The organism is Mycobacteriales bacterium, from assembly GCA_035550055.1.
Taxonomy (GTDB): Bacteria; Actinomycetota; Actinomycetes; order JAFAQI01; family JAFAQI01; genus DASZTV01.
The window spans coordinates 70,243-94,875 of record DASZRO010000072.1 but is presented as its reverse complement, the minus strand read 5'-3'; the positions used below and the strand labels follow the sequence as shown (position 1 = coordinate 94,875).

General features: G+C 70.1%; 26 protein-coding genes. 19 read left to right on the top strand and 7 right to left on the bottom strand.

Features of this window, described 5'->3' with window-relative positions; translation table 11 throughout:
• A partial coding sequence (locus tag VG899_10985; protein HWA66880.1) for a DUF929 family protein occupies nt 1-940 on the top strand: 940 nt, incomplete at its 5' end.
• Nucleotides 933-1,433 (top strand): vitamin K epoxide reductase family protein, encoded by a 501-nt coding sequence (locus tag VG899_10980; GenBank protein ID HWA66879.1) that lies wholly within the window; start codon nt 933-935, stop codon nt 1,431-1,433. The genes VG899_10985 and VG899_10980, both read left to right, overlap by 8 nt.
• Here VG899_10980 and VG899_10975 read toward each other — a convergent pair.
• From VG899_10975 to VG899_10965, 3 genes are all read right to left on the bottom strand, one after another.
• Complete coding sequence (locus VG899_10975) at nt 1,333-2,079, bottom strand: phosphatase PAP2 family protein (GenBank protein HWA66878.1); 747 nt, start codon at nt 2,077-2,079, stop codon at nt 1,333-1,335. The genes VG899_10980 and VG899_10975 overlap by 101 nt on opposite strands.
• 22 nt (nt 2,080-2,101) lie before the next feature.
• Complete coding sequence (locus VG899_10970) at nt 2,102-3,010, bottom strand: alpha/beta fold hydrolase (protein HWA66877.1); 909 nt, start codon at nt 3,008-3,010, stop codon at nt 2,102-2,104.
• Nucleotides 3,011-3,153: 143 nt separating this feature from the next.
• Nucleotides 3,154-4,497 (bottom strand): carboxyl transferase domain-containing protein, encoded by a 1,344-nt coding sequence (locus tag VG899_10965; GenBank protein ID HWA66876.1) that lies wholly within the window; start codon nt 4,495-4,497, stop codon nt 3,154-3,156.
• 35 nt (nt 4,498-4,532) lie between these two features.
• Between VG899_10965 and VG899_10960 the strand changes: the two genes are divergently transcribed.
• Nucleotides 4,533-4,934: a cobalamin B12-binding domain-containing protein gene (locus VG899_10960; GenBank protein ID HWA66875.1), complete on the top strand. Its 402-nt coding sequence runs from the start codon at nt 4,533-4,535 to the stop codon at nt 4,932-4,934.
• On the opposite strand, the gene VG899_10955 is transcribed toward VG899_10960, so the two are convergent.
• A complete protein-coding gene (locus tag VG899_10955) occupies nt 4,931-6,718 on the bottom strand; it encodes an alpha/beta fold hydrolase (protein ID HWA66874.1) in 1,788 nt (595 codons plus the stop codon). The genes VG899_10960 and VG899_10955 overlap by 4 nt on opposite strands.
• A gap of 92 nt (nt 6,719-6,810) precedes the next feature.
• Between VG899_10955 and sucC the strand changes: the two genes are divergently transcribed.
• The 3 genes from sucC to VG899_10940 all read left to right on the top strand — a co-directional run bounded on the left by sucC (nt 6,811) and on the right by VG899_10940 (nt 10,320).
• On the top strand, nt 6,811-7,995 hold the full coding sequence (gene sucC / locus VG899_10950; GenBank protein ID HWA66873.1) for an ADP-forming succinate--CoA ligase subunit beta: 1,185 nt from the start codon (nt 6,811-6,813) through the stop codon (nt 7,993-7,995).
• Nucleotides 7,996-8,157: 162 nt separating this feature from the next.
• On the top strand, nt 8,158-9,024 hold the full coding sequence (gene sucD / locus VG899_10945; GenBank protein HWA66872.1) for a succinate--CoA ligase subunit alpha: 867 nt from the start codon (nt 8,158-8,160) through the stop codon (nt 9,022-9,024).
• An 87-nt stretch (nt 9,025-9,111) separates the two neighbouring features.
• Nucleotides 9,112-10,320, top strand: coding sequence for a DUF6350 family protein (locus tag VG899_10940; GenBank protein HWA66871.1), 1,209 nt, complete (start codon nt 9,112-9,114; stop codon nt 10,318-10,320).
• 12 nt (nt 10,321-10,332) lie between these two features.
• Here VG899_10940 and VG899_10935 read toward each other — a convergent pair whose 3' ends face one another.
• Nucleotides 10,333-10,932, bottom strand: coding sequence for an RDD family protein (locus tag VG899_10935; protein ID HWA66870.1), 600 nt, complete (start codon nt 10,930-10,932; stop codon nt 10,333-10,335).
• 88 nt (nt 10,933-11,020) lie between these two features.
• Between VG899_10935 and purN the strand changes: the two genes are divergently transcribed.
• The 3 genes from purN to VG899_10920 are packed head-to-tail and all read left to right on the top strand — an operon-like array spanning nt 11,021 to nt 14,077.
• Entirely contained in the window at nt 11,021-11,626 is a 606-nt protein-coding gene (purN, locus tag VG899_10930; GenBank protein HWA66869.1) for a phosphoribosylglycinamide formyltransferase, read from the top strand.
• Nucleotides 11,623-13,188: a bifunctional phosphoribosylaminoimidazolecarboxamide formyltransferase/IMP cyclohydrolase gene (gene purH / locus VG899_10925; GenBank protein HWA66868.1), complete on the top strand. Its 1,566-nt coding sequence runs from the start codon at nt 11,623-11,625 to the stop codon at nt 13,186-13,188. The genes purN and purH overlap by 4 nt, the downstream gene beginning before the upstream one ends.
• A 13-nt stretch (nt 13,189-13,201) precedes the next feature.
• Nucleotides 13,202-14,077, top strand: coding sequence for a tetrahydrofolate dehydrogenase/cyclohydrolase catalytic domain-containing protein (locus VG899_10920; GenBank protein ID HWA66867.1), 876 nt, complete (start codon nt 13,202-13,204; stop codon nt 14,075-14,077).
• A gap of 88 nt (nt 14,078-14,165) precedes the next feature.
• On the opposite strand, the gene VG899_10915 is transcribed toward VG899_10920, so the two are convergent.
• Nucleotides 14,166-14,516 (bottom strand): hypothetical protein, encoded by a 351-nt coding sequence (locus VG899_10915; protein HWA66866.1) that lies wholly within the window; start codon nt 14,514-14,516, stop codon nt 14,166-14,168.
• On the opposite strand from VG899_10915, the gene VG899_10910 reads away from it, so the two are divergent.
• Nucleotides 14,494-14,862 (top strand): hypothetical protein, encoded by a 369-nt coding sequence (locus VG899_10910; GenBank protein HWA66865.1) that lies wholly within the window; start codon nt 14,494-14,496, stop codon nt 14,860-14,862. The two genes, VG899_10915 and VG899_10910, sit on opposite strands and share 23 nt — an antisense overlap.
• Nucleotides 14,863-14,939: 77 nt before the next feature.
• On the opposite strand, the gene VG899_10905 is transcribed toward VG899_10910, so the two are convergent.
• The gene (locus VG899_10905) at nt 14,940-15,191 is read right to left on the bottom strand and encodes a hypothetical protein (GenBank protein ID HWA66864.1); all 252 of its coding nucleotides are present in this window, start codon (nt 15,189-15,191) and stop codon (nt 14,940-14,942) included.
• 1 nt (nt 15,192) lies between these two features.
• On the opposite strand from VG899_10905, the gene VG899_10900 reads away from it, so the two are divergent.
• Genes VG899_10900 through VG899_10860 form a run of 9 tightly spaced genes read left to right on the top strand, consistent with a single transcriptional unit; the run spans nt 15,193 to nt 24,623 of the window.
• A complete protein-coding gene (locus VG899_10900) occupies nt 15,193-16,527 on the top strand; it encodes an Ig-like domain-containing protein (protein ID HWA66863.1) in 1,335 nt (444 codons plus the stop codon).
• Entirely contained in the window at nt 16,524-18,374 is a 1,851-nt protein-coding gene (locus tag VG899_10895; protein ID HWA66862.1) for an Ig-like domain repeat protein, read from the top strand. The genes VG899_10900 and VG899_10895 overlap by 4 nt, the downstream gene beginning before the upstream one ends.
• 37 nt (nt 18,375-18,411) lie before the next feature.
• The gene (locus VG899_10890; GenBank protein HWA66861.1) at nt 18,412-18,702 is read left to right on the top strand and encodes a DUF3017 domain-containing protein; all 291 of its coding nucleotides are present in this window, start codon (nt 18,412-18,414) and stop codon (nt 18,700-18,702) included.
• A 55-nt stretch (nt 18,703-18,757) separates the two neighbouring features.
• The gene (locus tag VG899_10885) at nt 18,758-19,864 is read left to right on the top strand and encodes an isocitrate/isopropylmalate dehydrogenase family protein (GenBank protein ID HWA66860.1); all 1,107 of its coding nucleotides are present in this window, start codon (nt 18,758-18,760) and stop codon (nt 19,862-19,864) included.
• Complete coding sequence (gene mdh / locus VG899_10880) at nt 19,864-20,814, top strand: malate dehydrogenase (protein HWA66859.1); 951 nt, start codon at nt 19,864-19,866, stop codon at nt 20,812-20,814. Before VG899_10885 ends, mdh begins: the two co-directional genes overlap by 1 nt.
• Nucleotides 20,815-20,856: 42 nt before the next feature.
• Entirely contained in the window at nt 20,857-22,155 is a 1,299-nt protein-coding gene (locus VG899_10875; protein HWA66858.1) for a hemolysin family protein, read from the top strand.
• Nucleotides 22,145-23,197 (top strand): tryptophan--tRNA ligase, encoded by a 1,053-nt coding sequence (trpS, locus tag VG899_10870; GenBank protein ID HWA66857.1) that lies wholly within the window; start codon nt 22,145-22,147, stop codon nt 23,195-23,197. The genes VG899_10875 and trpS overlap by 11 nt, the downstream gene beginning before the upstream one ends.
• Nucleotides 23,194-23,769 carry a 2'-5' RNA ligase family protein gene (locus VG899_10865; protein HWA66856.1) on the top strand — a complete coding sequence of 192 codons (576 nt, stop codon included), beginning with the start codon at nt 23,194-23,196 and terminating at the stop codon, nt 23,767-23,769. The genes trpS and VG899_10865 overlap by 4 nt, the downstream gene beginning before the upstream one ends.
• Complete coding sequence (locus tag VG899_10860) at nt 23,766-24,623, top strand: YihY/virulence factor BrkB family protein (GenBank protein ID HWA66855.1); 858 nt, start codon at nt 23,766-23,768, stop codon at nt 24,621-24,623. Before VG899_10865 ends, VG899_10860 begins: the two co-directional genes overlap by 4 nt.
• The last annotated feature ends 10 nt before the right edge of the window (nt 24,624-24,633 follow it).

The window sequence follows — 24,633 nt, the reverse complement described above, 5'->3', positions numbered from 1 at the left end:
GCTCGTAGATCCCATTAACCTTGGCATCAACAAGTCGACCGGAAGGGTTGTCGTGGGACGCGAGACCAACAAGCAGCGGCGCGAGAAGCAGGCCGTGTCCGCTCGGGAGAAGGCCGCATCCGCGCGCGCGGCACAGGCTCGGCTCGACCAGCGTCGGCGCGCCCGGACGATCCTCAGCTCGGTCTTGGCGCTCGGCGTCGTCATCGCGGTGATCGCCGTCATCGCGATCACGCAGTCCGGCAAGTCGAACAACAATCCGGCCGGCGATCCCGTCGCCGCGACCGACACGGTCGTCAACGGCGTGACGGGCATCGCGCCTGCGTCCTACGACACCGTCGGCCAGGGCAGCGCGAACCTCGACGCGGTCAAGGCGATCAACGACCCGGCGCTGACCAAGGACGGCAAGCCCGAACTGCTGTTCATCGGCGCCGAGTTCTGTCCTTACTGCGCCGCCGAGCGCTGGTCCCTCATCAATGCGCTGTCGAGGTTCGGGACGTTCACCGACCTCGATCAGGTGCGCTCCGCCAATGACGACGGCAACCTCGCGACCTTCTCGTTCCGCAAGTCGTCGTACACGAGCAAATACCTCGCCTTCGTGCCGGTGGAAGACGAGGACCGCGACTCCCAGCAGCTGATGAAGCCCACGTCCGCTGAGAACACGATCTGGATGAAGTACACCCAGGGCAGCTTCCCGTTCCTCTACTACGGCGGGAAGTACGTCCAGACCCAGGTGGGCTTCTCGATCGACGACCTTTCCGGGCTGAACTGGACGCAGATCATCGCCGACCTGAAGAACCCCGGCAGCACGGTCGCCAAGGACATCATCGGAGAGGCGAACGTCGACACGAAGCTGATCTGCCAGATGATCGACAACGCGGACTCGTCGGTGTGCAGCGCGTCGGCGCTGAACGCGATCAATCTCCCGTCGGCAAGTGCCTGAGACTGACGCCACGCCGGTCAATGCGCGGTGGGCGTGGAAGGTCACGCTCCCGATCGCTCTGCTCGGCCTCGCGGACTCGATCTACCTGACATACACGCACTTCCACCCCGGTGCGCTGGTGTGCAAGGCGAGCGGGCACATCAACTGCGCAAAGGTGACGACCAGTTCTGAGTCCGAGATCTTCGGGCACATCCCGGTGGCGATCGTCGGCCTCGTCTACTTCGTGCTGATGACGGTGCTGATGACCCCGTGGCTGTGGCAGGTCCGCAACGAGTGGCTGCATCGGTTCCGGTTGCTCGCCACCGGCGGCGCGATGGGCATGGTGATCTACCTGATCACGGTGGAGATCCACCTGAAGGCCATCTGCGAGTACTGCACCGGCGTACACATCATCAACTTCTTCCTGTTCTTCGCAGTGCTGGCAGCGTTCCTGTATCGGCCGATTCCCGATGCGCCAGGCGCAGCGCCGCGTCGTAAGCCAGGTAACCGATAGCGGTCAGCGCTACCCCGCTCAGTACGTCGGTCGAGTAGTGGTTGCCGGTTGCCAGCACGGTGATGGCGGTGACGACGGGATGAAGCGCCTCGAGCACGCGTAGCCACCAGCGGGTGGTGATCGACCACAGCGCGACCGCCACCCACAGTGCCCAGGCTTCGTGCAGCGACGGGAACGCCGCGTAGAGGTTCGCGCTCGCCGTCTCGACGTGGTAGGCGAACGGCAGATGCGCGGCGACGGTGTCGTGGTAGCCGCTGCCCAGCAGCCGGGGCGGCGCGGCCGGATACATCCAGTACGCCGCGAACCCGATGATGCTCGAGAAGATCAGCACGTTGCGGTGGTAGCGGTAACGCGGGCCGTGAATCCAGAGCACGAGCAGCGTGAACGCGACCATGCCGAGATGCATGACGACGTAGTAGAAGGACAAGACGTCGGCGAGTGCGTCGTGGTGGGACACCCAGTGGTTCATCGTCGCGGACCAGTTCAGATGCAGGTCGCGGTCGAACCGCAACAGCTGTCGGCCGTGGCGGACGCCTTCGGCGACGACGTTGCCGTGCAGCGAGCGGATCTCGTCGTACGCCCACGCGAAGCCGACGATGAGTAGAACCTGGACCCACCACAGGGGGCGTTCATGTGCCGACCGCACGTCGGCAGACGTTAGTGCAGCGTCAGCCCGCCGTTGCGCTGCGCCGCGTCGGGCGCAGCCGAGCGCGAAGGCCGGTCGGCTCGGGCGCAGTGGCGATCCGGGTGACGCCCGGCGTCACAGTGGCGCCGTCGGAGTCGAGATGGGCGAGCGTCGCAACGATCTCGTGCACGATCTGCCGGTGGATCGGCAGCGAGAGGTGCCCGACACCGCGGACCAGGATGTTGCGAGCGGTCAGGTCGGGATGGTCGAGCCGCGCCGACTGCTTCGGTGAGATCAGCGTGTCGATGTCGCTCCAGAAGGAGACGAACCGGGTCTGGCAGTCAGGCGCCGGCTCGGCCAGCTCTTCGAGGACGTCGCTGCCGGGGACCATCTGCTGGCAGACCCCGACGGGCACGATGCGCGCGACGTGCGTACCGCGGTGCGGCGTGCCGAGTGTGACCAAGGTGTGGACCCGCGCGTCGCCGCCGAGCCGCTGCACGTAGTAGCGGGCGACCAGACCGCCGAGGGAGTGACCGACGATGTGGAGTCGCTCGTAGCCGGTCTGCTCGCAGATCGCCTCGACGGTGTCCGCCAGCTGACGGGCCGCAGCGCGGACGTCGGAGGTCCAGATCCGGTAGTTCATCGTCACGACTCGACCGAAGCCACGACGGCGCAGGTTGCGCCGCAGGAGCGCGAAGATCGATCGGTTGTCGACCATGCCGTGCAGCAGCAGGATCGGAGTGCCGGCAGCCTCGACATCGCCGATCAGCAGGCCGCGGTGGACCGGCGACAACCCGCCGAGGCTGAAGTGGTCGTCGGTGTCGCGGGCCTTCTCCTGCAGGACGCCGAACGGGTAGCTCGCCACATGGGCCGCAAGCCAGGCCATCTCGACGGCGGTGCCGGTGACCGTGCCCACGGTCAGCAGGTTGCGCATGGCGCGACTGTTACCCACCGGACTTCCTTAGCTTCTGGGGGAAGCACTGATCGGTTGCCTCGACCGCGTTGCCCGAACCCCGCAGAGCGTGTGGCGGCCGCGCCGACGTTACCTGTTCCATCGGCGAAAAAGCGTTGCGGCTGAACGTGTCGTGGGGTTTTTCACACTTCGCGAGGAATGGCCGATGACCAGCGTTTGCGCCGGTTTGTCATCCGTTGCTCCGGCGGGATGCGCCGGATTGCGTCGATTGCAGCAGCGCACCAGGCGACCTCATCCCCGCGGGCGACCAGCGCGTCGGCGAAGCCGTCGGCGAGCAGGTCGCCGGGGGTGATGCGCATGAGCTCGGCGGCCTCGTCGGCCGAGGTGCGCATCGCCGCGGCGGCACCTTCGGGCCCGAGGGCCGCGAACCACCCGAACTCCGCCACACCTACGACGTCGGTGACCGCACCCGCCAGCGCGCCGCCGGAACCTCCTTCGCCGTGCACGAGCGAGACCGTCGGTGCGGGTGTGGCCAGTACGTCGAGCAGCGACTGCGCCATCGCCGGCACGAGCCCGTCGGCCTCGCGGTGCGGGTCGGCGCCCGGCGTGTCCACGAACACGACGAGGGCAATGTCGAGGGCCCCGGCGAGCGCCGCGGCCCGGCTCAGCAGCGCGAAGCCGCCCGGTCCGGGCATGCCCGCCCGCGGACCGGCGAGCGCGACCGCGACGACCCGACGGCCGGCGAGCCGGCCGACCGCCGCGTGGGTGACCTCGTCGCTGCCGTGCAGCTCGACCCGGTCGGTCAGGACCGCCGCGAGCAGGTCGTCGCCGCTCGGCCGTTCGGCCTCGCGCGAGACCGTCAGCTGCGCTGCGGCGCCGCGGGTCAGCGGGGCGGGCGACGACGGCGGCGCGACCGGCTGCGGGTCATCCGGTGCGAACGCGGCGAGGGCGCGGGAGAGCAGGTCACCGACCTCGTCGTGGGTTGCGACGGCGTCGACCAAGCCGGCGGCGTACGCCGACTCCGCGGTGTTGGCGCCTTCAGCGAGTGCGCGTCCGGTCATCGCCGTGACGACCCGCGGACCGGAGAAGCCCAGCACCGCGCCGGCGACCGCGATGCGCACGTCGGCGCCCGCGCCGATCGCCACCCAGACGCCGCCGGTCGTCGGGTTGTCGGCGATGCAGACGTGCGGTACGCCGGCCGCGCGCAGGTCGGTGAGCGCGAGCGCCGCGCGCGGGATGCCGACGAGGGCGCGCATCCCTTCGGGCAGCCGCGTGCCGCCGGTCCGGGTGATCGTGACGAGCGGTACTCCGCGCTGCTGCGCCACCGACACGGCGCCGACGAACGCATCGGCCTCCGCCACGCCGAACGTGCCGCCGTTGCGTCCGAAGTCCCACCGCACCACGACGCACGGGTGTGCGTCGATCGAGGCGACCGAGCAGTGCAGCACGTCCGAGCCGGGCAGCGGCTCGGTGAGGGTGACGAGCGCCTCGCTCCAGTGCGGGAGGCGTGTGGTGTCGGCGCTCATCGCTGCCCAGTCTGACCGATCGTTACCCTGACAGCGTGCCGATCCGCGTCGTCGTTGCGAAGCCCGGGCTCGACGGGCACGACCGTGGGGTGAAGGTCGTGGCCCGCGCCCTGCGCGACGCCGGCATGGAGGTCATCTACACCGGCCTGCACCAGACCCCGGAGCAGATCGTGGCCACCGCCGTCCAGGAGGACGCGCAGGCGGTCGGACTGTCCGTCCTGTCCGGGGCTCACATGACGCTGTTCAAGAAGGTCATCGACCTGCTGGCCGAGGCCGGCGCCGGCGACATCGTGGTGTTCGGCGGCGGCATCGTCCCCGACGACGACATCGCGCCGCTCAAGGAGATGGGCGTCGCCGAGATCTTCACGCCCGGGACGCCGACGACGACGATCGTCGACTGGGTCCGTGATCACGTGCCGGCGACCGCCGGCGCCTAGCGGACCACCGGCAGCTTCAGCTCGACCGGCGCGGTCCTGCTCCACGACACGAGCGCGGGCTGCACCAGATCAGCGTTGCGGTACGCCGTGTCCGTCGCCGCGACGACCAGCTCGATCCGGTCGCCCTCGGCGAACCGGTGCACGATGCCGGGCAGCAGCACGTGCACCGCGGCCGCGTCGTCGGCCACGCGGACCGGTGCGACGAGCCGTCGTACGAGCGTGATCGCGCCGTCGGGTGCCACGTCGTAGACCTTCACGAACATCTGGAGCTCGGTGGCGGCGGTCGCGTCCAGCGACACCGGCGTCTGCACGTGAAGCGTCACCGCCGGGATCCCCGCCACGTCGAGGTGGTGTGACAGTGGGACGCTCGCCCAGTCCACAAACGTGCCGGGAGTGTCGAACGGCGGCGTCGAGGCGTCGGGAAGCGCGGTGCCCTGAAGCCCGGAGACCTCGGAGTAGGACAGCGGCGCCGGGCCCGCCAGGTTGGCGTACTCGGCGCTGCCGGCCCTCACCTGGCTGCGGGCGGTGACGAGTGCGCCGTTCGCCGACGCGTAGTACGTCGTCATCCTGCCCACCGGGAAGCGCGGTGCGGTCGCGTACTGCACGGTGTCCGGGCCGCGGCCGTGGAACGGCACGTAGTCGCGGTAGTAGGCGAACGCCGGACCGGTCGAGACGTCTTCGCCTTTGAGGTAGTGGGCGAACCACGCGAGGACGCGCCGGCCTTCGTAGGTGTCGGCCATGCCGGGGCCCTGCGTCCACTCGCCCGGCTGCGAGGCCGAGACGCTGTGCCCCCACGACTGCCAGATCATCTTGACGGGTGTGCCCTGCGCCTCGAGCTGCCGGTAGGTCGTGGCGGCCTCGCGCAGGTTGAACAACGAGTCCGCCTCGCCCTGCATCAGCAGGGTCGGGATCCGGATGTGGTTGACGAACGTGCCGACCGACGCGTGGCCCAGGAAGTCCAGGACGCCCTGGGTGAACACGGCGTTGGCGAGGCCCTCGGCGGCGAAGGGGCACACGTCGATCAGGTAGTCGATGCAGCCGTCGTCGCGGGTGATGTCGGCGCGTACGCCGGTGATGCCGTCGACGAGGCCATCGGCGAACAGCAACAGGTCCCACTCGAGCTTCTGCGCGCCGACGACGTCGGTGTCACCGGCGACGTCGCCGGTCCGCCCCGGCGTCGTCGCATTGTTCGGCATCAGCGAGTAGCGCAGGTCGTTCCAGGTGATGATCGGGACGATCGTGTCCAGCCGCGGGTCGACCTTGGCGACGGCGAACTGGATGCCACCGCCATAGGAGCCGCCGATCATCCCGACGCGAGGGTCGTCAGGGCCGTCCTTCTTGATCCAGTTCAGGTCACCGAGGAAGCTGATCAACTGGCTGCCCGCGCGACCGTCGTACGACGGGTCGTCGAGGGAGATCTTGCAGCCGGACCCGCCGAAGCCCAGCCCGGAGTAGGACAGCACGCCGTACCCGCGCTTCGCGAGGACGACCGCCAGGCTCGCCTGGTCGTTCTTGCTGCCGCCGAAGCCGTTGGTCGTCAACACCGCCGGAACGGGGTTGTCGGGCGAGGCACTTGCCGGCTTGTAGAGATCCCCGACGATCAGACAGGTCTGCGTGCCGATGCCGTCAGGGGTCTCGCTGGGCACCGTGACGTGGAAGTCCAGCGTCGTCTTCGTATATCCCGCAGGGGCGTGGCCTCGGCCGGTCTGCGCCGCGGCTGCGGGTACGACTGCCGCTGTGAGTGCGAGGACAGCGGACGGGACGACCACGAGCTTTCGGCGCATCTCCCTACGTTCCGCGTAGGCCCTCGAAGTCCTGCGGAGGCGGGCCGGTAACGTTCCACCCTGAGACGTAATCGTCAGAAGGAGTGCGCGGCGTGGACCTGTTCGAGTGGCAGGCGAAGGAGCTGTTCGCGAAGTACGGCGTACCCACGACCAAGCAGATCGTCGTGGACTCGCCGGAGGCGGCGCGGGCGGCAGCCGAGGAGCTTGGCGGCGGGCCGGTCATGGTCAAGGCGCAGGTGAAGGCCGGTGGGCGCGGCAAGGCCGGTGGCGTGAAGTTCGCCCCGACCGCGGACGACGCCCAGACCCACGCCGCGAACATCCTCGGAATGGACATCAAGGGCCACACCGTCCACACCGTCTTGATCTCCGAGGCCGCCGACATCGGCACCGAGTACTACTTCTCGTTCCTGCTCGACCGCGCCAACCGCCGCTACCTCGCCATGTGCTCTGCCGAGGGCGGGATGGAGATCGAGCAGCTCGCGGTGGAAAAGCCCGACGCGCTCGCCCGCGTCCCTGTCGACCCGGTCGCGGGCGTCGACGCCGCGAAGGCGATGGAGATCGCCACGGCGGGCAACATCCCCGAGGCGGTCCGCCAGCAGGCGGCCGACGTGATCGTCAAGCTGTGGGACGTCTTCGTCGGTGAAGAGGCCACCCTGGTCGAGGTCAACCCGCTGGTCAGGACCCCGGACGACCAGATCCTTGCTCTCGACGGCAAGGTCACCCTCGACGACAACGCCGACTTCCGGCACGCCGAGGTCCACGACGCCTACCGCGACAACTCGGCGACCGACCCGCTGGAGGTCCGTGCGAAGTCGCTGCACCTCAACTACGTGAAGCTCGACGGCGAGGTCGGGATCATCGGCAACGGTGCCGGGCTGGTCATGTCGACGCTCGACGTCGTGGCGTACGCCGGCGAGGAGTTCGGCAACGTCCGGCCCGCGAACTTCCTCGACATCGGCGGCGGCGCCTCGGCCGAGGTGATGGCCAACGGGCTCGACGTGATCCTGTCCGACCCGGCGGTGCGGTCGGTGTTCGTCAACGTGTTCGGCGGCATCACGTCCTGCGACGCGGTTGCCAACGGCATCGTGCAGGCGCTGTCGCTGCTGGCTTCGCGCGGCGAGGACGTGACGAAGCCCCTCGTCGTACGGCTCGACGGCAACAACGCCGAGGAGGGCCGCCGCATCCTGACCGAGGCCGGGCACCCGCTGGTCGAGCAGGTGGACACGATGGACGGCGCGGCACGGCGAGCCGCCGAGCTCGCGGGGAAGGTGGCCTAAGGACATGCCTCCTACCTGTGCTGGCCTGCTGCGCGTCGCTCCATGGGCGACTCGCGGCGTTGTCCTCGTCGCGCGTGCTCCAGCACGCGACTCCTCGTCCGCCTTGCGATTCATCCCATGGACCGTCGCTCGCGACGGCCGACAGGTAGGAGGAATGTCCTAGTGGCGATCTGGCTGACCAAGGACAGCAAGGTGATCGTCCAGGGCATCACCGGCTCGGAGGGCACCAAACACACCCGCCGCATGGTCGCGGCGGGCACCAACGTCGTCGGCGGCGTCAACGCCCGCAAGGCAGGCACCGAGGTCGACGGCATCCCCGTATTCGCCTCGGTCGGTGAGGCGATGGCGGCGACCGGCGCGGACGTGTCGGTCGGCTTCGTGCCGCCCGCGTTCACCCGCGACGCCGCCCTGGAGGCGGTCGACGCCGAGATCCCGCTGCTGGTGGTGATCACCGAGGGCGTGCCGGTCCAGGACACCGCCTACTTCCGGGCGTACGCCGAGTCGCGCGGGAAGACCCGCATCATCGGGCCCAACTGCCCGGGGCTGATCTCGCCCGGCCAGGCCAACGCGGGCATCATCCCGGCCGACATCTCCGGGCCGGGCCGGATCGGGCTGGTGTCGAAGTCCGGCACGCTGACCTACCAGATGATGTACGAGCTGCGCGACATCGGCTTCACCACCGCGGTCGGCATCGGCGGTGACCCGGTCATCGGGACGACGCACATCGACTGTCTCGCGGCCTTCCAGGACGACCCGGACACCGAGGCGATCGTGATGATCGGCGAGATCGGTGGCGACGCCGAAGAGCGGGCCGCGGACTTCATCCGCGCGAACGTCACCAAGCCGGTTGTGGGCTACGTCGCCGGGTTCACCGCTCCGGAGGGCAAGACGATGGGCCACGCCGGCGCGATCGTCTCAGGCTCGTCGGGCACCGCGTCGGCGAAGGCCGAGGCGCTGGAGGCAGCCGGCGTACGGGTAGGGAAGACGCCGAGCGCCACCGCCCAGCTGATGAAGGACCTCCTGTCCTGACCGGAGCGGATGGCTCATAGCCATTCGCTCCAGGGTGGTCGGCGTGTGACGCGTGTGGTTGGAGTGGCTTGCTGTCACGATCGGCTGATGACCCAGACCGTGGCCACCCCGCGAGCGGCGACCCCGCGTCGGCGGGCAGCGGGGCAGGCGGCCTCGGTCACCCCGCTGTGGCTGCGCAGCGTGCTGACAGCGGCCTGGGCCACCGCGGTGGGCCTGGCCGTGCTGGTCGTCCTGTCGCTGATCGACTGGACCGCTGACTCCCGTACGACGAGCAGTGCGGGGGCGGCCATGCGCTTCGCCGTCGCGCTGTGGCTCGACGCGCAGCGCGCGCCGCTGCACGTCCCGGGCGGTGAGATCGCGGTGGCTCCTCTCGGCTTGACGCTGCTGCTCGGCGGCCTGCTCGCGCGGTTCGCGAGAGTGCTCACCCGCGACGCGCCGAGCAAGCAGCCCGGCGCGGTCGCCGCGATGGTGGTGGCCGTCTCGCTCCCGTACGCCGGGCTCGCCGCCGCGCTCGCCCTGGTCGCCCGGACCGACTCCATCCGTCCGTCGCCGGGTACGGCGTTCGTCGCCGCCGCCGGCTTCAGCGTCGTCGCGACCACGATCGGTGGCATGCGAGGAGCCGGGCAGTGGTCGGCGCTGTGGGACCGGCTGACCGACACCGCCCAAGCCGCCTTGACGGCGGCGGGCCTCGCCGCCGCGGTGCTGCTCGCGAGCGCCACCGCGTTCACGATTGCGGCGTTGATCCAGCATCACCGGCTGATCGGCGACAGCCTGTCCGGCTACGGCAACGGCTCGGGCCAGTTCACGATGGCGCTGCTGAGCATCTGGCTGATCCCCAACGCCGTCCTTCTGGCGTTGGCCTACCTGACCGGCGCCGGCTTCGTCGTCGGCTCGGGCGCGTCGGTGACGCTCGGCCACTCCCACGTCGGCGCGACGCCGGCGCTGCCGATCCTCGCCGCCATACCCCGCGGTGGCGCGTCGTGGCTCGTGATCTGCCTCGCGGTGCTGGCGGTGGCCGGTGCGGCGGCGGTTGCGGCGTGGCGGGTGAACCGGGACATCGCCGCGGATCTGCCGACCCGGTTCAGCGTCGCTCTCGGCGTGGCCGCCGTGATGGCCGGCGCGGCGGCACTGCTCGAGGCGGTGGCAGGCGGTCCGGCCGGCCCGGGCCGGCTGGCGACGTTCGGGCCATCGCCGTGGAAGGTCGGCCTCAGCGTCGCGTTGGAGGTCGCGACGCCGGTGATCGGCTTCGTCGCGGTGAAGGCCGGCTGGCAGACCTGGCGGGCCAACCGCGACTGATCGAGCGCCTGGTTACTTCGTACGGACCGCGATCGTGTTGGCGGCGTAGTCGTACCAGCCACGGTTGCGATGGGTGTTGTCGAAGAACACCGAGACCACCACGATGAGCTGGAGCAGCGGGAAGATCACGCCCGCGACGGCCGGGATGGCCCAGCGCGTGAGAGCCGCCTGCAACGTCGGCTTCTCGCCGTTGCTCATCATCGCGACGCGTACGCCGACCGCCATCTTGCCCAGCGTCGCTCCGCGCTGGACGAGCATCGTGACCTCGTACAGCCCGCTCACGAGCAACGCCAGCAGCATGTACTTGAAGTAGTCGCCGTTGTAGAGCGCGAACGACGCCTGGGTGCTCCCGTCGGCGTTCGTCGTCGTCGAGAACACGTGCATCCCGACCGCGTAGGACAGCACCACCGCGATCACGCCGGTGATCAGGCCGTCGATGATCCGGGCGAGCAGCCGAAGGCCCATCGGTGCCGGGTCGTTGACCCGCTGCCCGGGTGGCGGGCCGTAGCCGCTGCCGTAGGTGGGCGCGCCGTAGGGCGGCGGTGGTGGGGCGGCGTACGGAGGAGGCGCTCCGTAAGCGGGTGGGGCGGCCGGATCGATCGGCTCGGTCATGCTCGGCCTCCTTCGTCGTGGTCAGCATGACAGAACGCCCCAGGATGCCCGGGTATCCTGGCCACCTTCCCTCAAGACTCTCGGGGAGATCTCCTTGCCCTTCCGGCTGGTCGTGTTGGTGTCTGGTGCGGGCACCAACCTCGCCGCGCTGCTTGCTGCCGCGAGCGACCCCGCGTACGGCGCGGAGGTGGTCGCGGTCGGCGCCGACCGTGACGAGATCGACGGGCTGCGGTGCGCCGAGCGGGCGGGCATCCCGACCTTCGTACGGCGGGTGTCGGACTATCCCAGCCGTCAGGACTGGGACCGGGCCCTCGCCGATGCCGTCGCGGAGCATCAGCCCGATCTCGTCGTGTCGGCCGGCTTCATGAAGATCCTCGGCCCGGCGTTCCTCGCCACGCACCCGCACACGATCAACACCCATCCGTCGCTGCTGCCCGCGTTCCCCGGCGCCCACGCCGTACGGGACGCCCTCGCCGCGGCTGTCGCGGTGACCGGCGCGACCGTGCACTACGTCGACGCGGGCGTCGACACAGGCCCGGTGATCGACCAGGTCGAGGTCGTCGTCGAGGCCGGCGACGACGAGGCGACACTGCACCAGCGGATCAAGGTCGCCGAGCGCCAGATGCTCGTGGCCACCATCGGGCGGATGGCACATTCGCTCACCCAGTCGGCAACCAGAAAGGTGCAGGCGTGACGGAAGAGGGCAAGCGCCCGATCAAGCGGGCCCTGGTCAGCGTCTACGACAAGACCGGTCTCGACGAGCTCGGCAAGGCGCTCGCCGCGGCGGGGGTCGAGGTCGTGTCGACCGGGTCGACCGCCGCCCGGCTTCGCGACGCCGGCATCGCCGTCACGCCGGTCGAGGAGCTGACCGGGTTCCCGGAATGCCTCGAAGGCCGGGTCAAGACGCTGCACCCGAAGGTGCACGCGGGCATCCTCGCCGACCTCCGCAAGGACGACCACGTCAAGCAGCTCGAGGACCTCGGGGTGGCGCCGTTCGAGCTCGTCGTCGTCAACCTCTACCCGTTCGCGGCGACTGTCGCCTCGGGGGCGAGCGCAGACGAATGCGTCGAGCAGATCGACATCGGCGGCCCGTCGATGGTGCGGGCCGCGGCGAAGAACCACCCGTCGGTCGCGGTGGTGGTCGACCCGTCGGCCTATTCCGACGTCGTGACTGCACTGGGGTCCGGCGGCTTCACCTACGCCGAGCGCCAGCGGCTCGCGGCGCGCGCGTTCCAGCACACCGCGTCCTACGACGTCGCCGTCGCGTCGTGGATGGGCAACGTGCTCGCGCCGACTGACGACGGGACCGGGTTCCCGTCCTGGGCGGGCGCGACGTGGGAACGCGAGGCGGTGCTGCGCTACGGCGAGAACCCGCACCAGCGCGCCGCGCTCTACGTCAGCCCGCAGGGGGGTGGCCTCGCCGGCGCCGAGCAGCTGCACGGTCCGGAGCTCTCCTACAACAACTACGTCGACACCGACGCTGCCCGGCGCGCGGCCTACGACTTCACCGAGCCGTGTGTCGCGATCATCAAGCACGCCAACCCGTGCGGCATCGCGGTCGGCAAGGACATCGCCGAGGCCCACCGGCTCGCCCACGCCTGCGACCCGACGTCGGCGTACGGCGGGGTCATCGCGGTCAACCGCCCGATCACCAAGGAGCTGGCCGAACAGCTCGCCGGCGTCCTCACCGAGGTGATCTGCGCGCCGGGGTACGACGACGACGCCCTGGAGATCTTCAAGGCGAAGGCCAAGCTGCGCGTGCTGCGCTGTGCCGCCGACGCCACGCCCGCCGCGGTCGAGACCCGCCCGGTCAGCGGCGGCCTGCTGATGCAGACGGTCGACCGCGTCGACGCGACCGGCGACGACCCGAGCACGTGGACGCTGCAAGCAGGGGAGCCGGCCGACGCCGAGACGCTGAAGGACCTCGCGTTCGCGTGGCGGGCGTGCCGATCGGTGAAGTCCAACGCGATCCTGCTCGCCAGCTCCGGCGCCTCGGTCGGCGTCGGGATGGGCCAGGTCAACCGGGTGGACTCGGCGCGGCTCGCGGTCTCCCGTGCGGGGGACCGTGCCAAGGGTTCCGTTGCCGCAAGCGACGCGTTCTTCCCGTTCCCCGATGGCTTGGAGATCCTCGTCGAGGGCGGCGTCAAGGCCATCGTCGAGCCCGGTGGCTCGGTCCGTGACGAGGAGGTCATCGCCGCCGCGAAGGCAGCGGGCGTGACGCTGTACTTCTCCGGAACCCGCCACTTCTACCACTGAGGATGCGCCACTCATGACCGCCCGCATGCTGCCCGGCGCGCCCGTCGCCGAGGCCGTCCTCGCCGAGCTCGCCCCGCGGATCGCGGCATTGGTCGAGGCCGGGCACCGGCCGGGCCTCGGCACGATCCTCGTCGGCGACGACTCGGCGAGCGCCGGCTACATCCGGGTGAAGCAGGAGAAGGCCGCCGAGCTCGGCTTCACCTCGCCGCACATCCACCTCGGCCAGGACGCGACGCAAGCCGACGTCATCGCCGCGATCCGGGACTTCAACGACGCCGACGACGTCGACGCGATGCTCGTGCAGCACCCGACGCCGCCGCAGATCGACTTCGACGCGGCGCTGCTCGAGATGGACCCCGACAAGGACGTGGACGGGCTGCACCCGACGAACATGGGCCGGCTCGCTCTCGGCATGCCCGGTCCGGTGCCGTGCACGCCCGCGGGCATCGAGGCGCTGCTGGCTCACTACGAGATCCCGGTGTCGGGACGGTCGGTGTGCGTCCTCGGGCGTGGTACGACGCTGGGCCGTCCGCTGTCGCTGCTGTTGACCCAGAAGCGGCCGACCGCCAACGCGGCGGTCACCGTGGTCCACACCGGCGTGCCCAACTGGGCCGACTACACCCGCGCGGCCGAGATCGTCATCGCCGCCGCCGGCGTACCAGGGATCTTGCAGCCGGAGCACATCAGCGCCGGTGCGACGGTGATCGGCGGGGGCGTGCGCTACGAAGGCCGCAAGCTGCTGCCGGACGTCGACGAGTCCTGCGAAGCGGTCGCGGGCGCGATCACCCCGCGCGTCGGTGGCGTCGGTCCGACGACGGTGGCAATGCTGTTCCGCAACGCCGTAGCGGCAGCCGAGGCCCGCCGCCCGAGAGGTGCCCGGAACTGTTGATCGTCGGGTAGGTGTGTTCGCCTTCCTGCTGGGAATACCCCGGCCCAAGTCAGCCGGTCCCGGAGGTAGGAATGAAGCTTTCGCATCGTCATGCAGTGGTGTTGACGGCCGTCGGCGCGGCAGGCGTCGTGACGCTGGTCCAGCCGGTCTTCGCGTCCGGTTCGCCGTCGGCGGCTCCAGCCGACACCACGTCCCCAACGGTGACGCCGACCGTCACCGCTTCCTCGACCGTCACGCCGAGCGCCAGCGCGTCCCCGACGACGTCGACCTCGCCGACGGTTTCCGCATCGCCCACCGTCTCCCCGACGGTCTCGTCGACGTCGACGTCCACGCTGCCGCCGGGTGTCACCAACCCGACGCTCACCCCGTCGATCACGAGCGCGAAGCCCGAGCGTGACGGGTGGTACAGCCAGCCGGTGCAGATCTCCTTCACGTGCACTCAGGGCTCCGCCCCGCTGACCGCGCCGTGCCCCGGCATCGTGTCGCTGGCCAGTGCCGGTGAGAACCAGACGGTGACCGAGACGATCTCCGACACCGACGGCGGGACGGCGTCCGTGACGGTGACCGCGAACATCGACCTCGGTGCGCCGACCATCCAGCGGGTGCACCCGCGGGCCGGCACCTGCCGCGCCTACGACCCGCTGTCGGGCGTCCAGTCCTGTGTCGTGCAGCGGACCCGGGTCCACCACCGCGGCTTCACCATCGTGCGCTGGATCGCCCGGGCGACCGACCACGCCGGCAACGTGGCGAAGGACTTCGGTAGCTACCGGGTGAACGCGCGGTAGCGGGATAGGGTCGCGGCCAGGGGGCGCAAGTGGCCAGCGACAGGAGGACTCGTGCGCGTTCGACGTGCTTCGACTCGTCAGATTGGTGGCCTGCTGGCCGCCTCCGCCGTGATCGCGACAGCGATGGTGGTGGGGGCGGCCCCGGCCTTTGCGGCCGTACCCAACGCGCCCACGATCGGTACGGCGAACGCGGGCCCGGGCACCGGGCAGGTCATCGTGGCCTTCACTCCCGCAACCACGGGAAGCGCCGCGACGTCGTTCACCGCCACCGCGTACATCGGGACCACCGCCACGACGTTGACCGCGACGTGCACGACCTCACCATGCATCGTGAGCGGGCTGACCGTCGGTCAGGCCTACAAGTTCGCGGTCGTCGCGACGAACGGCAGCGGCAACAGCGCCAGCTCCGCGAAGTCCAACAGCGTGACGGCCGAGCTCGGGCAGAACATCACGTTCGTCAACCCGGGGAACCAGGCGTTCGGCACCTCTCCGGCCCTGACCGCCACCTCCGACGGCACCTCCGGGCAGCCGATCGTCTTCAGCTCGAGCACTCCTGCGGTGTGCACCGTGACGACGGGCGGCCAGCTCACGTTCGTGACGACCGGCACCTGCATCATCAACGCCGACCAGGCGGGCACGGCGACGGTGCTCCCGGCCCCGCGGGTCACGCAGACCTTCACGGTGACTCCGGCGACAACCGCGATCACCGTGACGTCGAGCCCGGCCACGAGCGTGGTCGGTCAGCCGGTGACCTTCACCGCGACGTTGAGCCCGGTCCCGCCCGGCCAGCTGCAGTGGGCGGTCAACGGCGTGAACGTCGGGTCATCGGTCACGTTGACCTCCGGCGTCGCGACGTACACGTTCACGCCTACGACGCCGCTGCCGGCCGGCTCGCAGATCGTCGCCGCCAACTACCTCGGGGACGCCAACCACGCGGCGGCTTCCGGGCAGGTGACACAAACGGTGGCGAAGGCGGCGACGACGACCGCCGTCCAGGTGACCGGCGACACGCTGTCGGCCAGCGTGGCGGTCGTCGCCCCCGGAGCGGGTACGCCGACCGGCACGGTCTCGTTCGTGGTGTCCGGCGTCACCGTCGGCTCCGCGCCGCTCGGCTCCAACGGGCTGGCGACGTTCACCTCGACCGGTGTCGGCAACCACGGCGTCACCGCGACCTACAGCGGCGACAGCAGCTTCCTGACCTCCAGCGGCAACCGCGCGCCGATCAACCCCACGGTGGTCACGCACGTGACCAGCAACACCCCGAAGACCCGGTTCGGCTGGTACCGCTCCCCGGTCTCGGTGTCGTTCACCTGCACGGCCAACACCGCGCCACTCGTGAGCGGCTGCCCGGCGACCCAGACGCTGTCGCGCAACGCCGGTCAGCAGTCGGTGGTCGAGACGGTGACCGCGACTGACGGTGGCTCGACGACGGTCTCGGTGACGGGCATCAACATCGACCGCATCGCGCCCCGGCTGACCGTCCGGCGACACGGCATCACGCTTTCCTGCCGCGGCGTGGACGGGCTCTCGGGCATCGCGTCATGCGTCATCCATCGCCACACGCACACCCGCAACGGCGTGCGCACCGTCCGCTGGACGGCGGTCGCCCGCGACCGGGCGGGCAACGTCACCATCAAGCGCGGCCGGTTCGGCTACCTGGTATGAGCCGGCTCGCCAGGTTGGCGACCGGCGTCGCGGTCCTCGCCGCGACGCTGATCGCAGCCGCGCCGGCGTATGCGAACGGCATCGCCGGCGGCGGCACACTGCCAGGAGCGACCGTCGCCACGGCGTACTCGGCGACGATCACCCCGAGCGGCGGGACCGGTCCGTACCAGATCAGCGTCGCGCCCGAAGGCTCAGCGCCTCCGGGGCTCGCGGTCCCCGCGAGCGGCACCGACGTCATCACGATCTCCGGTACGCCGACCGCCTCCGGGACCTACACGCTGGACGTGACGGTCACCGACTCCACCGGCACGACCGCGACGGGCACCTACACCCTTCACGTGTCGGCGATCGCGCCCGACCCGCCCACGATCGGCCACGCGACGGCGAAGGACGGTGCGGCCGGCGTCACCTTCACCGCCCCGGCACAGACCGGCGACGGGCGCCCGATCGGGCACTACACCGCTACCGCCAGCCCGGGCGGCAACACGGGCAAGTGCTCGAAGTCACCCTGCACGGTCAGCGGCCTCGCGAACGGCACGAGCTACACGTTCACCGTCGTGGCGACGAACCAGGCCGGTCTGTCGAGCACCCCCTCGGCGGCGTCCAACGCGGTGACCCCGCTGGCGTCTCAGAAGATCACCTTCGACGCGCCGTCGGCGCAGGTGTACGGCACGTCGCCCACGTTGACGGCGACTGCCTCGTCCGGCCTGCCGGTGACATTCACCTCGTCGACCGGTTCGGTCTGCAAGATCTCGACCACCGGGCAGCTCACCTTCGTCGGAGTCGGCAACTGCACGATCAACGCGAAGCAGGCCGGTGACGCGCAGTACCTCCCGGCCCCGACGGTGAGCCACACGTTCGCCGTGCAGCAGTCGACGTCGACGCTGACCGTCACCTCGAGCACCCCGTCGAACGCCAGCGTCTACGGCCAGCCGGTCTCGTTCAGCGCGACGTTCACACCGGCGCCGTCCAACGGCAAGCTCCAATGGTCGGTGGCGGGCTCCGCGGTCGGCTCGCCGCGCCAGGTCGGGACGAAGGCGACGTACGTCTTCACCCCGCCGTCGCGGCTGGCCCCCGGCTCCTACCAGGTGACGGCGACCTACCTCGGCAACTCCAACCACGCGGCGGTGGCCAGCAGCGTCACCCAGACCGTCAGCAAGGCGTCGACCACCACCTCGGTCACGGTCGGCAACGGCAAGCTCACGGCGACCGTCCTGCCGGTCGCGCCCGGGACCGGAACCCGGACCGGAACGGTGCAGTTCGCGATCGACGGGGCGAGCGCCGGCAGCGCGACGATCGGACAGCACGGCGTCGCCAGCGTCGCGGCGTCCGCCGCCGGCCATCACGAGATCACGGCGACCTACAGCGGCGACGCCGACTTCACCGGCTCGACCGGCAAGCTCGCGATCGGGCCGATCGTCGTCGCGCACGTGTCGAGTGCCGTGCCGAAGCACGCCGGTTGGTACCGCGGGCCGGTGTCGGTCTCCTTCACCTGTACGCCGAACAACGCGCCGCTCGCGTCGCCCTGCCCTCCGGTCCAGACGCTCACCCGCAGTGGCGCCGACCAGTCCGTGACGGTGACGGTCACCGGCCAGGACGGCGGCTCGACGACCGTCTCGGTGACCGGCGTCGACATCGACCGCCACGGTCCCGCGCTGCGGGTGATCCGGCACCGCCGCCGACTCGCCTGCCGCGCTCGTGACCCGCTGTCCGGTGTCGCGTCGTGCGTCATCGTGCGCCACGTCACCACCCACGGCGACCTGCGGGTCGTCCGGTGGCGGGCGGTGGCACGCGACCACGCCGGCAACCGCAGGGTGAAGCACGGTCGTTTCAGCTATCGCCGCTGACCAGGACGGCCGGCAACCGCGACGTACCATCCAGCCGATGCCCGACCAGCCGCCGAGACCGTCGCGCCGGATCGACCCGCTGCTCGGGGTGACGGTGGTGGTAGCCGCCGGGCTGGTGGTCGCCGGGCTGCACCAGCCACAGGCCGGGATGTGGATCATCTGCGGCGCGTTGGCGGTGGCCGCGGTGCTGCGGCTGTTCCTGCGGGAGCGTGACGCCGGATCACTCGTGGTGCGGATCCGCCGGCTCGACGTCGTGACGCTCACCGGGCTGGCCGTCGCGCTCGGGGTGTTCGCCGCCATCACCCCCTTCCCGAGCGGCAACGGCTGACCGGTAACCTGCCTGATGGGCCGGACAACCCGCGCCCATGAACGCAGGAGCTTGCATGACCACCCACGAGGTGACGTTGATCCCCGGCGACGGGACCGGGCCGGAGCTCACCGAGGCCACCCGACGGGTGCTCGAGGCGGCGGCCGCGACGACTGGCTCGTCCTTCGTCTGGGACCAGCAGGAGGCCGGCGTCGACATCATGGAGACCGCCGGTACGCCGCTGCCCGACGCGACCCTGGAGTCGGTGCGTCGTACCGGGCTTGCCATCAAGGGCCCGATCACCACGCCGATCGGAACCGGCTTCCGGTCGGTCAACGTCGCGCTGCGCTACGAGCTCGACCTCTACGCGTGCGTGCGGCCGTGCAAGACCTACCAGGGCATGCGCACCCGCTTCGACAACGTCGACGTCGTCATCGTTCGGGAGAACACCGAGGACCTCTACGCGGGCATCGAGTACGAAGCCCACACCGAGGACGCCGACAAGGTCATCGAGTTCCTCAACGGCCTGCAGGACAAGAAGATCCGCGAAGGGTCCGGCATCTCGATCAAGCCGATGAGTGAGTTCGGCTCGGAGCGGATCATCCGCTACGCGTTCGAGTACGCGCGTGACAACGGCCGCAAGCGGGTCCACTGCGTCACGAAGTCCAACATCATGAAGCACACCGACGGGCTGTTCCTGTCGGTGTTCCGTGAGGTGGCCAAGGACTTCCCGGACATCGAGCCGTGGGAGAACCTGGTCGACGCGACCTGCATGGGCCTGATCCAGCGCCCGGAGGAGTGGGACGTCCTCGTCCTGCCCAACCTGTACGGCGACATCCTGTCCGACCTCACCGCCGGCATGGTGGGCGGCCTCGGCGTGGCGCCGGGCGCCAACATCGGCGCGAAGGCCGCGGTCTTCGAGGCCACCCACGGCTCGGCGCCGAAGTACAAGGGTCAGAACAAGGTCAATCCGACGGCGATGATCCTGTCCGGCGAGATGATGCTGCGCCACATCGGTGAGACGACCGCCGCCGACAACCTCGAGCGCGCCGTGTCGGCGGTCATCGCCGAGGGTACGAGCGTGACCTACGACCTCAAGCCGCACCGTGACGACCCGACGGCGGTCGGTACGTCGCAGTACGCCGACGCAATCATCGCCAAGCTGGAAGGTATGCACTCCTGATGGGCAAGAAGGTCACCGTTGTCGGGGCTGGCTTCTACGGCTCGACGACCGCTCAGCGGCTCGCCGAGTACAACGTCTTCGACACCGTCTACCTCACCGACATCCTCGAGGGACGCCCGGAAGGGCTGGCGCTCGACCTGAACCAGTCGCGGCCCATCGAAGGCTTCGAGACCAAGGTGGTCGGCGTCACCACCGGTGCGGACGGGTCGGGCTATGAGCAGACCGCCGGTTCGGACATCGTCGTGATCACCGCCGGCCTCCCGCGCAAGCCCGGGATGAGCCGGATGGACCTGATCGAGACCAACGCCAAGATCGTGCGGCAGGTCGCCGAGCAGGTCGCGAAGCACTCGCCCAACGCCGTGGTGATCGTCGTGTCCAACCCGCTCGACGAGATGACCGCGCTCGCCGCGAACGTGACCGGCTTTCCGAAGGCCCGCGTCATCGGTCAGGCCGGCATGCTCGACACGGCTCGCTTCACCAACTTCGTGGCCGAGGCCGCCGGCGTCGAGGTCGGCGCCGTCACGACTCTGACCCTCGGCTCGCATGGCGACACGATGGTCCCGGTGCCGAGCGCCTGCACCGTCAACGGTAAGCCGCTCACCGACGTGCTGGACCAGGCCAAGATCGACGAGCTCGTCGACAAGACCCGCAACGGCGGCGCCGAGGTCGTGGCGCTGCTCAAGACCGGTTCGGCGTTCTACGCGCCGTCGGCGGCGGCGGCACGCATGGCGAAGGCGGTGGCCGAGGACAGCGGCGTGGTGATGCCGGTGTGCACCTGGGTCGACGGCGAGTACGGCATCTCCGGGGTCTACCTCGGCGTCGAGGCCGAGCTCGGGGCGGGCGGGGTCCGCAAGGTCGTCGAGCGTGATCTGTCGGACACCGAGAAGGCGGGCCTGCTCGAGGCGGCCGAGGCGGTGCGCGCGAAGCAGGCGGACGTCGCCAATCTCTGAGCCCGCACCTGATCGCGGCGCGGTGAGCCGGGCGGGGTCACCGTGACGTGGTGGCTGAGCGCGCTCGTCGTCCTCGTGCTGATACTGGTCGAGGCGGTGTTCGCCGCCAGCGAGATGGCGCTGGTCACCCTTCGTGAGGGTCAGGTCAGCGACTTGGCCAGCCGCGGTCATCGCGGCGAGCGCATCGCTGCGCTGGCCTCGAACCCCAACCGGTTCCTGTCCGCGGTGCAGATCGGCGTCACGACGACCGCGCTGCTGTCCAGCGCGTTCGGCGCCTTGACTCTGTCGGACTCGCTGACCGACCGGCTGCGCGACGCCGGCGTCGGTCACGACCTCTCCTCGGTCATCGGCTTCCTGGTCGTGACGCTGGCCATCGCCTACGTGACGCTGGTCGTCGGCGAGCTGGCACCCAAGCGCATCGCGCTGCAACGTGCCGCCGGCACCGCTAGTGCGGTCGCACCGACGCTGGACCGCTTCGCCGCGCTGATGACCCCGGTGATCTGGCTGCTGTCGGTGTCGACCGATCTCGTCGTACGGCTGCTCGGCGGCGATCCGACGGTCAACCGCGAGGTCATCAGCGAGGGTGAGCTGCGTGACCTCGTCACCGGCCACGAGGCGCTCTCGCGCGAGGAGCAGCAGCTCATCGACGACGTCTTCGAGGCGGGGGACCGCCAGGTCCGCGAGATCATGGTCCCGCGCACGGAGGTCGAGTTCTTCGACGCCGGCTGGTCGCTGGCCAAGGCCACGCGCACCGCACACGACTCACCGCACAGCAGGTTCCCGGTGGTGCGTGGCTCGCAGGACGACGTCGTCGGCTTCATCCACGTGCGTGACCTGTTCCGCCCGCCGACCGGTCAGCGTCGCGGGGTGAAGGTCGCCGATCTCGTCCGCGAGGTCCCGATGATCCCGTCCACCAAGCGGGTGCTCGCGGCGATGTCGGAGATGCGCCGCTGCGGGGACCACCTTGCCGTCGTGGTCGACGAGTACGGCGGCACCGCCGGCATCGTCACCCTGGAGGACCTGATCGAAGAGCTGGTCGGGGACATCCGGGACGAGTACGACGCCGACGAGGACGAGGCCCGCAAGCTGCGCGGCGGTGACTTCGAAGTCGACGGGCTGATCAACCTCGACGACTTCGAGGAGGCGACCGGCTCGGCGTTGCCGGACGGTCCCTACGAGACCGTCGCCGGCGCGGTGGTGGCCACGCTCGGGCGGCTGCCGAAGGTCGGCGACGCCGTCGAGCTCGACGGCGTGCGGCTCAAGGTCACCAAGCTCGACGGCCGTCGCGCCGCGCGAGTGCGGGTGACGGTCGTGAAGTCGGATGCGGACGATGCGTCCTGATGCAGAAAATGGAGCCATGACCGCGAGCCCCGTCGAAGGCCGCAGCCGGGTGCTGTCGGGCATCCAGCCGACCGCCGACTCCTTCCACCTCGGCAACTACCTCGGGGCGGTCCGCAACTGGGTGCCGCTGCAGGACCACAACGAGGCGTTCTACTGCGTCGTCGACCTGCACGCGATCACCCACCCGCACGATCCGGCCGCGCTGCGGCGGCGCACCCGCGTCGCGGCGGCGCAGCTGCTCGCCGTCGGTCTCGACCCGGAGCGCTGCTCGCTGTTCGTCCAGAGCCACGTGCCGCAGCACGCCGAGCTCGCCTGGGTCATGGAGTGCCTGACCGGCTTCGGTGAAGCGAGCCGGATGACGCAGTTCAAGGACCGTACGGCGCGCTACGGCAGCGACAAGGTCGGCGTCGGGGTGTTCACCTACCCGATGCTGCAGGCGGCGGACATCCTGCTCTACCAGGCGTCCACGGTGCCGATCGGTGAGGACCAGCGCCAGCACATCGAGCTGACCCGCGACCTCGCGCAGCGGTTCAACTCGCGCTTCGGCGAGACCTTCGTGGTGCCCGAAGCCACGATCGTGAAGGAGACGTCGAAGATCGTCGACCTGCAGGACCCGGCCGCGAAGATGAGCAAGTCGAGTGACTCGCAGGCCGGGGTCATCGACATCCTCGACGATCCCGCCGCCATCACCAAGAAGGTGAAGCGCGCCGTCACCGACACCGGCTCGCAGATCCGCTACGACCCGGTCGGACAGCCCGGGGTCAGCAACCTGCTGACGATCCAGTCCACCCTGTCCGGGCGCTCCGTCGAGGACCTGGTCGCCTCCTACGCCGGGAAGGGCTACGGCGCGCTCAAGGCAGAGGTGGCAGAGGTGGTCGTGGACCACCTGACGCCGATCCGCGAGCGCGCCGAGAAGTGGCTGGCCGACGAGGGCGCGCTCGACGCGGTGCTGGCCGCCGGAGCGGCACGAGCGCGCGACGTGGCGAGCGCGACGCTGACGAGGGCGTACGACGCCGTCGGTTTCCTGCCGCCGCGCGCATGACGGCAACCCGCAAGATCGGGGTCGCGTTCGGCATCCCGGAGCCGTACGGCTCGCAGCTGCAAGGCTGGCGGGAGCGGCTGGGCGACCCCAACGCGCTGCGGATCGTCCCGCACGTCACCCTGCTGCCGCCGACCACGGTCGGCAGCGGGGCGCTCGCCGAGATCGAGGAGCACCTGCGCCGGGTTGCGGCCCGCTTCCGGCCCTTCGAGATCTGGTTGCGCGGGTCGGCCACCTTCCTGCCGGTGTCCTCGGTGGTTTTCGTCCCGCTCGTGCAGGGCATCGCAGAGTGTGAGCAGATCGAGGCACAAGTGCGTTCCGGCCCGCTGACCAGGGCGCTGGACTACTCCTACCACCCGCACGTCACAGTGGCACACGACCTTCCGGACGATGCGCTCTACCGCGCGCTGTCGGAGCTGTCCGACTACGACGCCCACTTCGAGGTGTGGGGGTTCTCGCTGTTCGAGCAGGGGCCGGACCTGCACTGGCGCCCGCAACGCGACTTCACCTTCTCTTCGGGCGGGCTGCCCGGACCGCCGGAAGAGCGCTACGCCCGTACCGACGACGGGTGGTGAGCATCTCGACCCTGCGGAGCAGGGTCGACGCCTATCAGCAGTCACATCGTTGGCTGGCGTTCCCGGTCGCCGTCATGCTCAAGTTCAACGACGACTCGTCGGGCAACCTCGCCGTCGTCATGACCTACTACGCGTTCTTCTCTGTCTTCCCGTTGCTGCTGGCGCTGGCGTCGATCCTCGGCTTCGTCCTGTCCGGGCATCCGGGCTGGCAGACGAGCATCGAGAACTCGGCGCTGAAGAACCTGCCGCTGATCAAGGGTTCCCCGCTGCCGCATCACGGCAGCGTCTTCGTGGCGGTCGTCGGTGTGGTGCTCTCGGTCTACAGCGGGCTCGCGGTGGCGAAGGCGGCCCAGCAGGCGTGGTACGCCGTCTACGCCGTGCCGCGCGAGGACCGGCCCGGGTTCGTCCCCACGAACCTGCGGGCGCTGCGGCTGGTCGTCGTCGGCGGGGTGGGGGTCATCGCGACGACGGCGGTGGCCGGTTCGGTGACCAGCGGCCACGCCGTCGGGATCTCGGTGGGCTGGGGGCTCACCGTCCTCGGCGTACTGGTCAGCGCGCTGCTCAACACCGCGCTGATGGTGGTGGTGTTCCGCTGGCTCGCGGTGAGCGACGCCACCGCACGGCAGGTGCTGCCGGGCGCGGCGTTGTCGGCGACCGCGTTGGCGGTGCTGCAGGCGGTGGCCTCGGCGTTCATCTCCCACAAGCTCCAGCACGCGTCCGCGACGTACGGCTCGTTCGGGACCGTCATCGTGCTGCTGTCGTGGTTCTTCCTGCAGGCGCAGATCCTGCTGATCGGCGCGCAGGTGAACGTCGTGAAGCAGCAGGGCTGCTGGCCGCGCTCGCTGGTGGCGTAGCGCCCGGCGA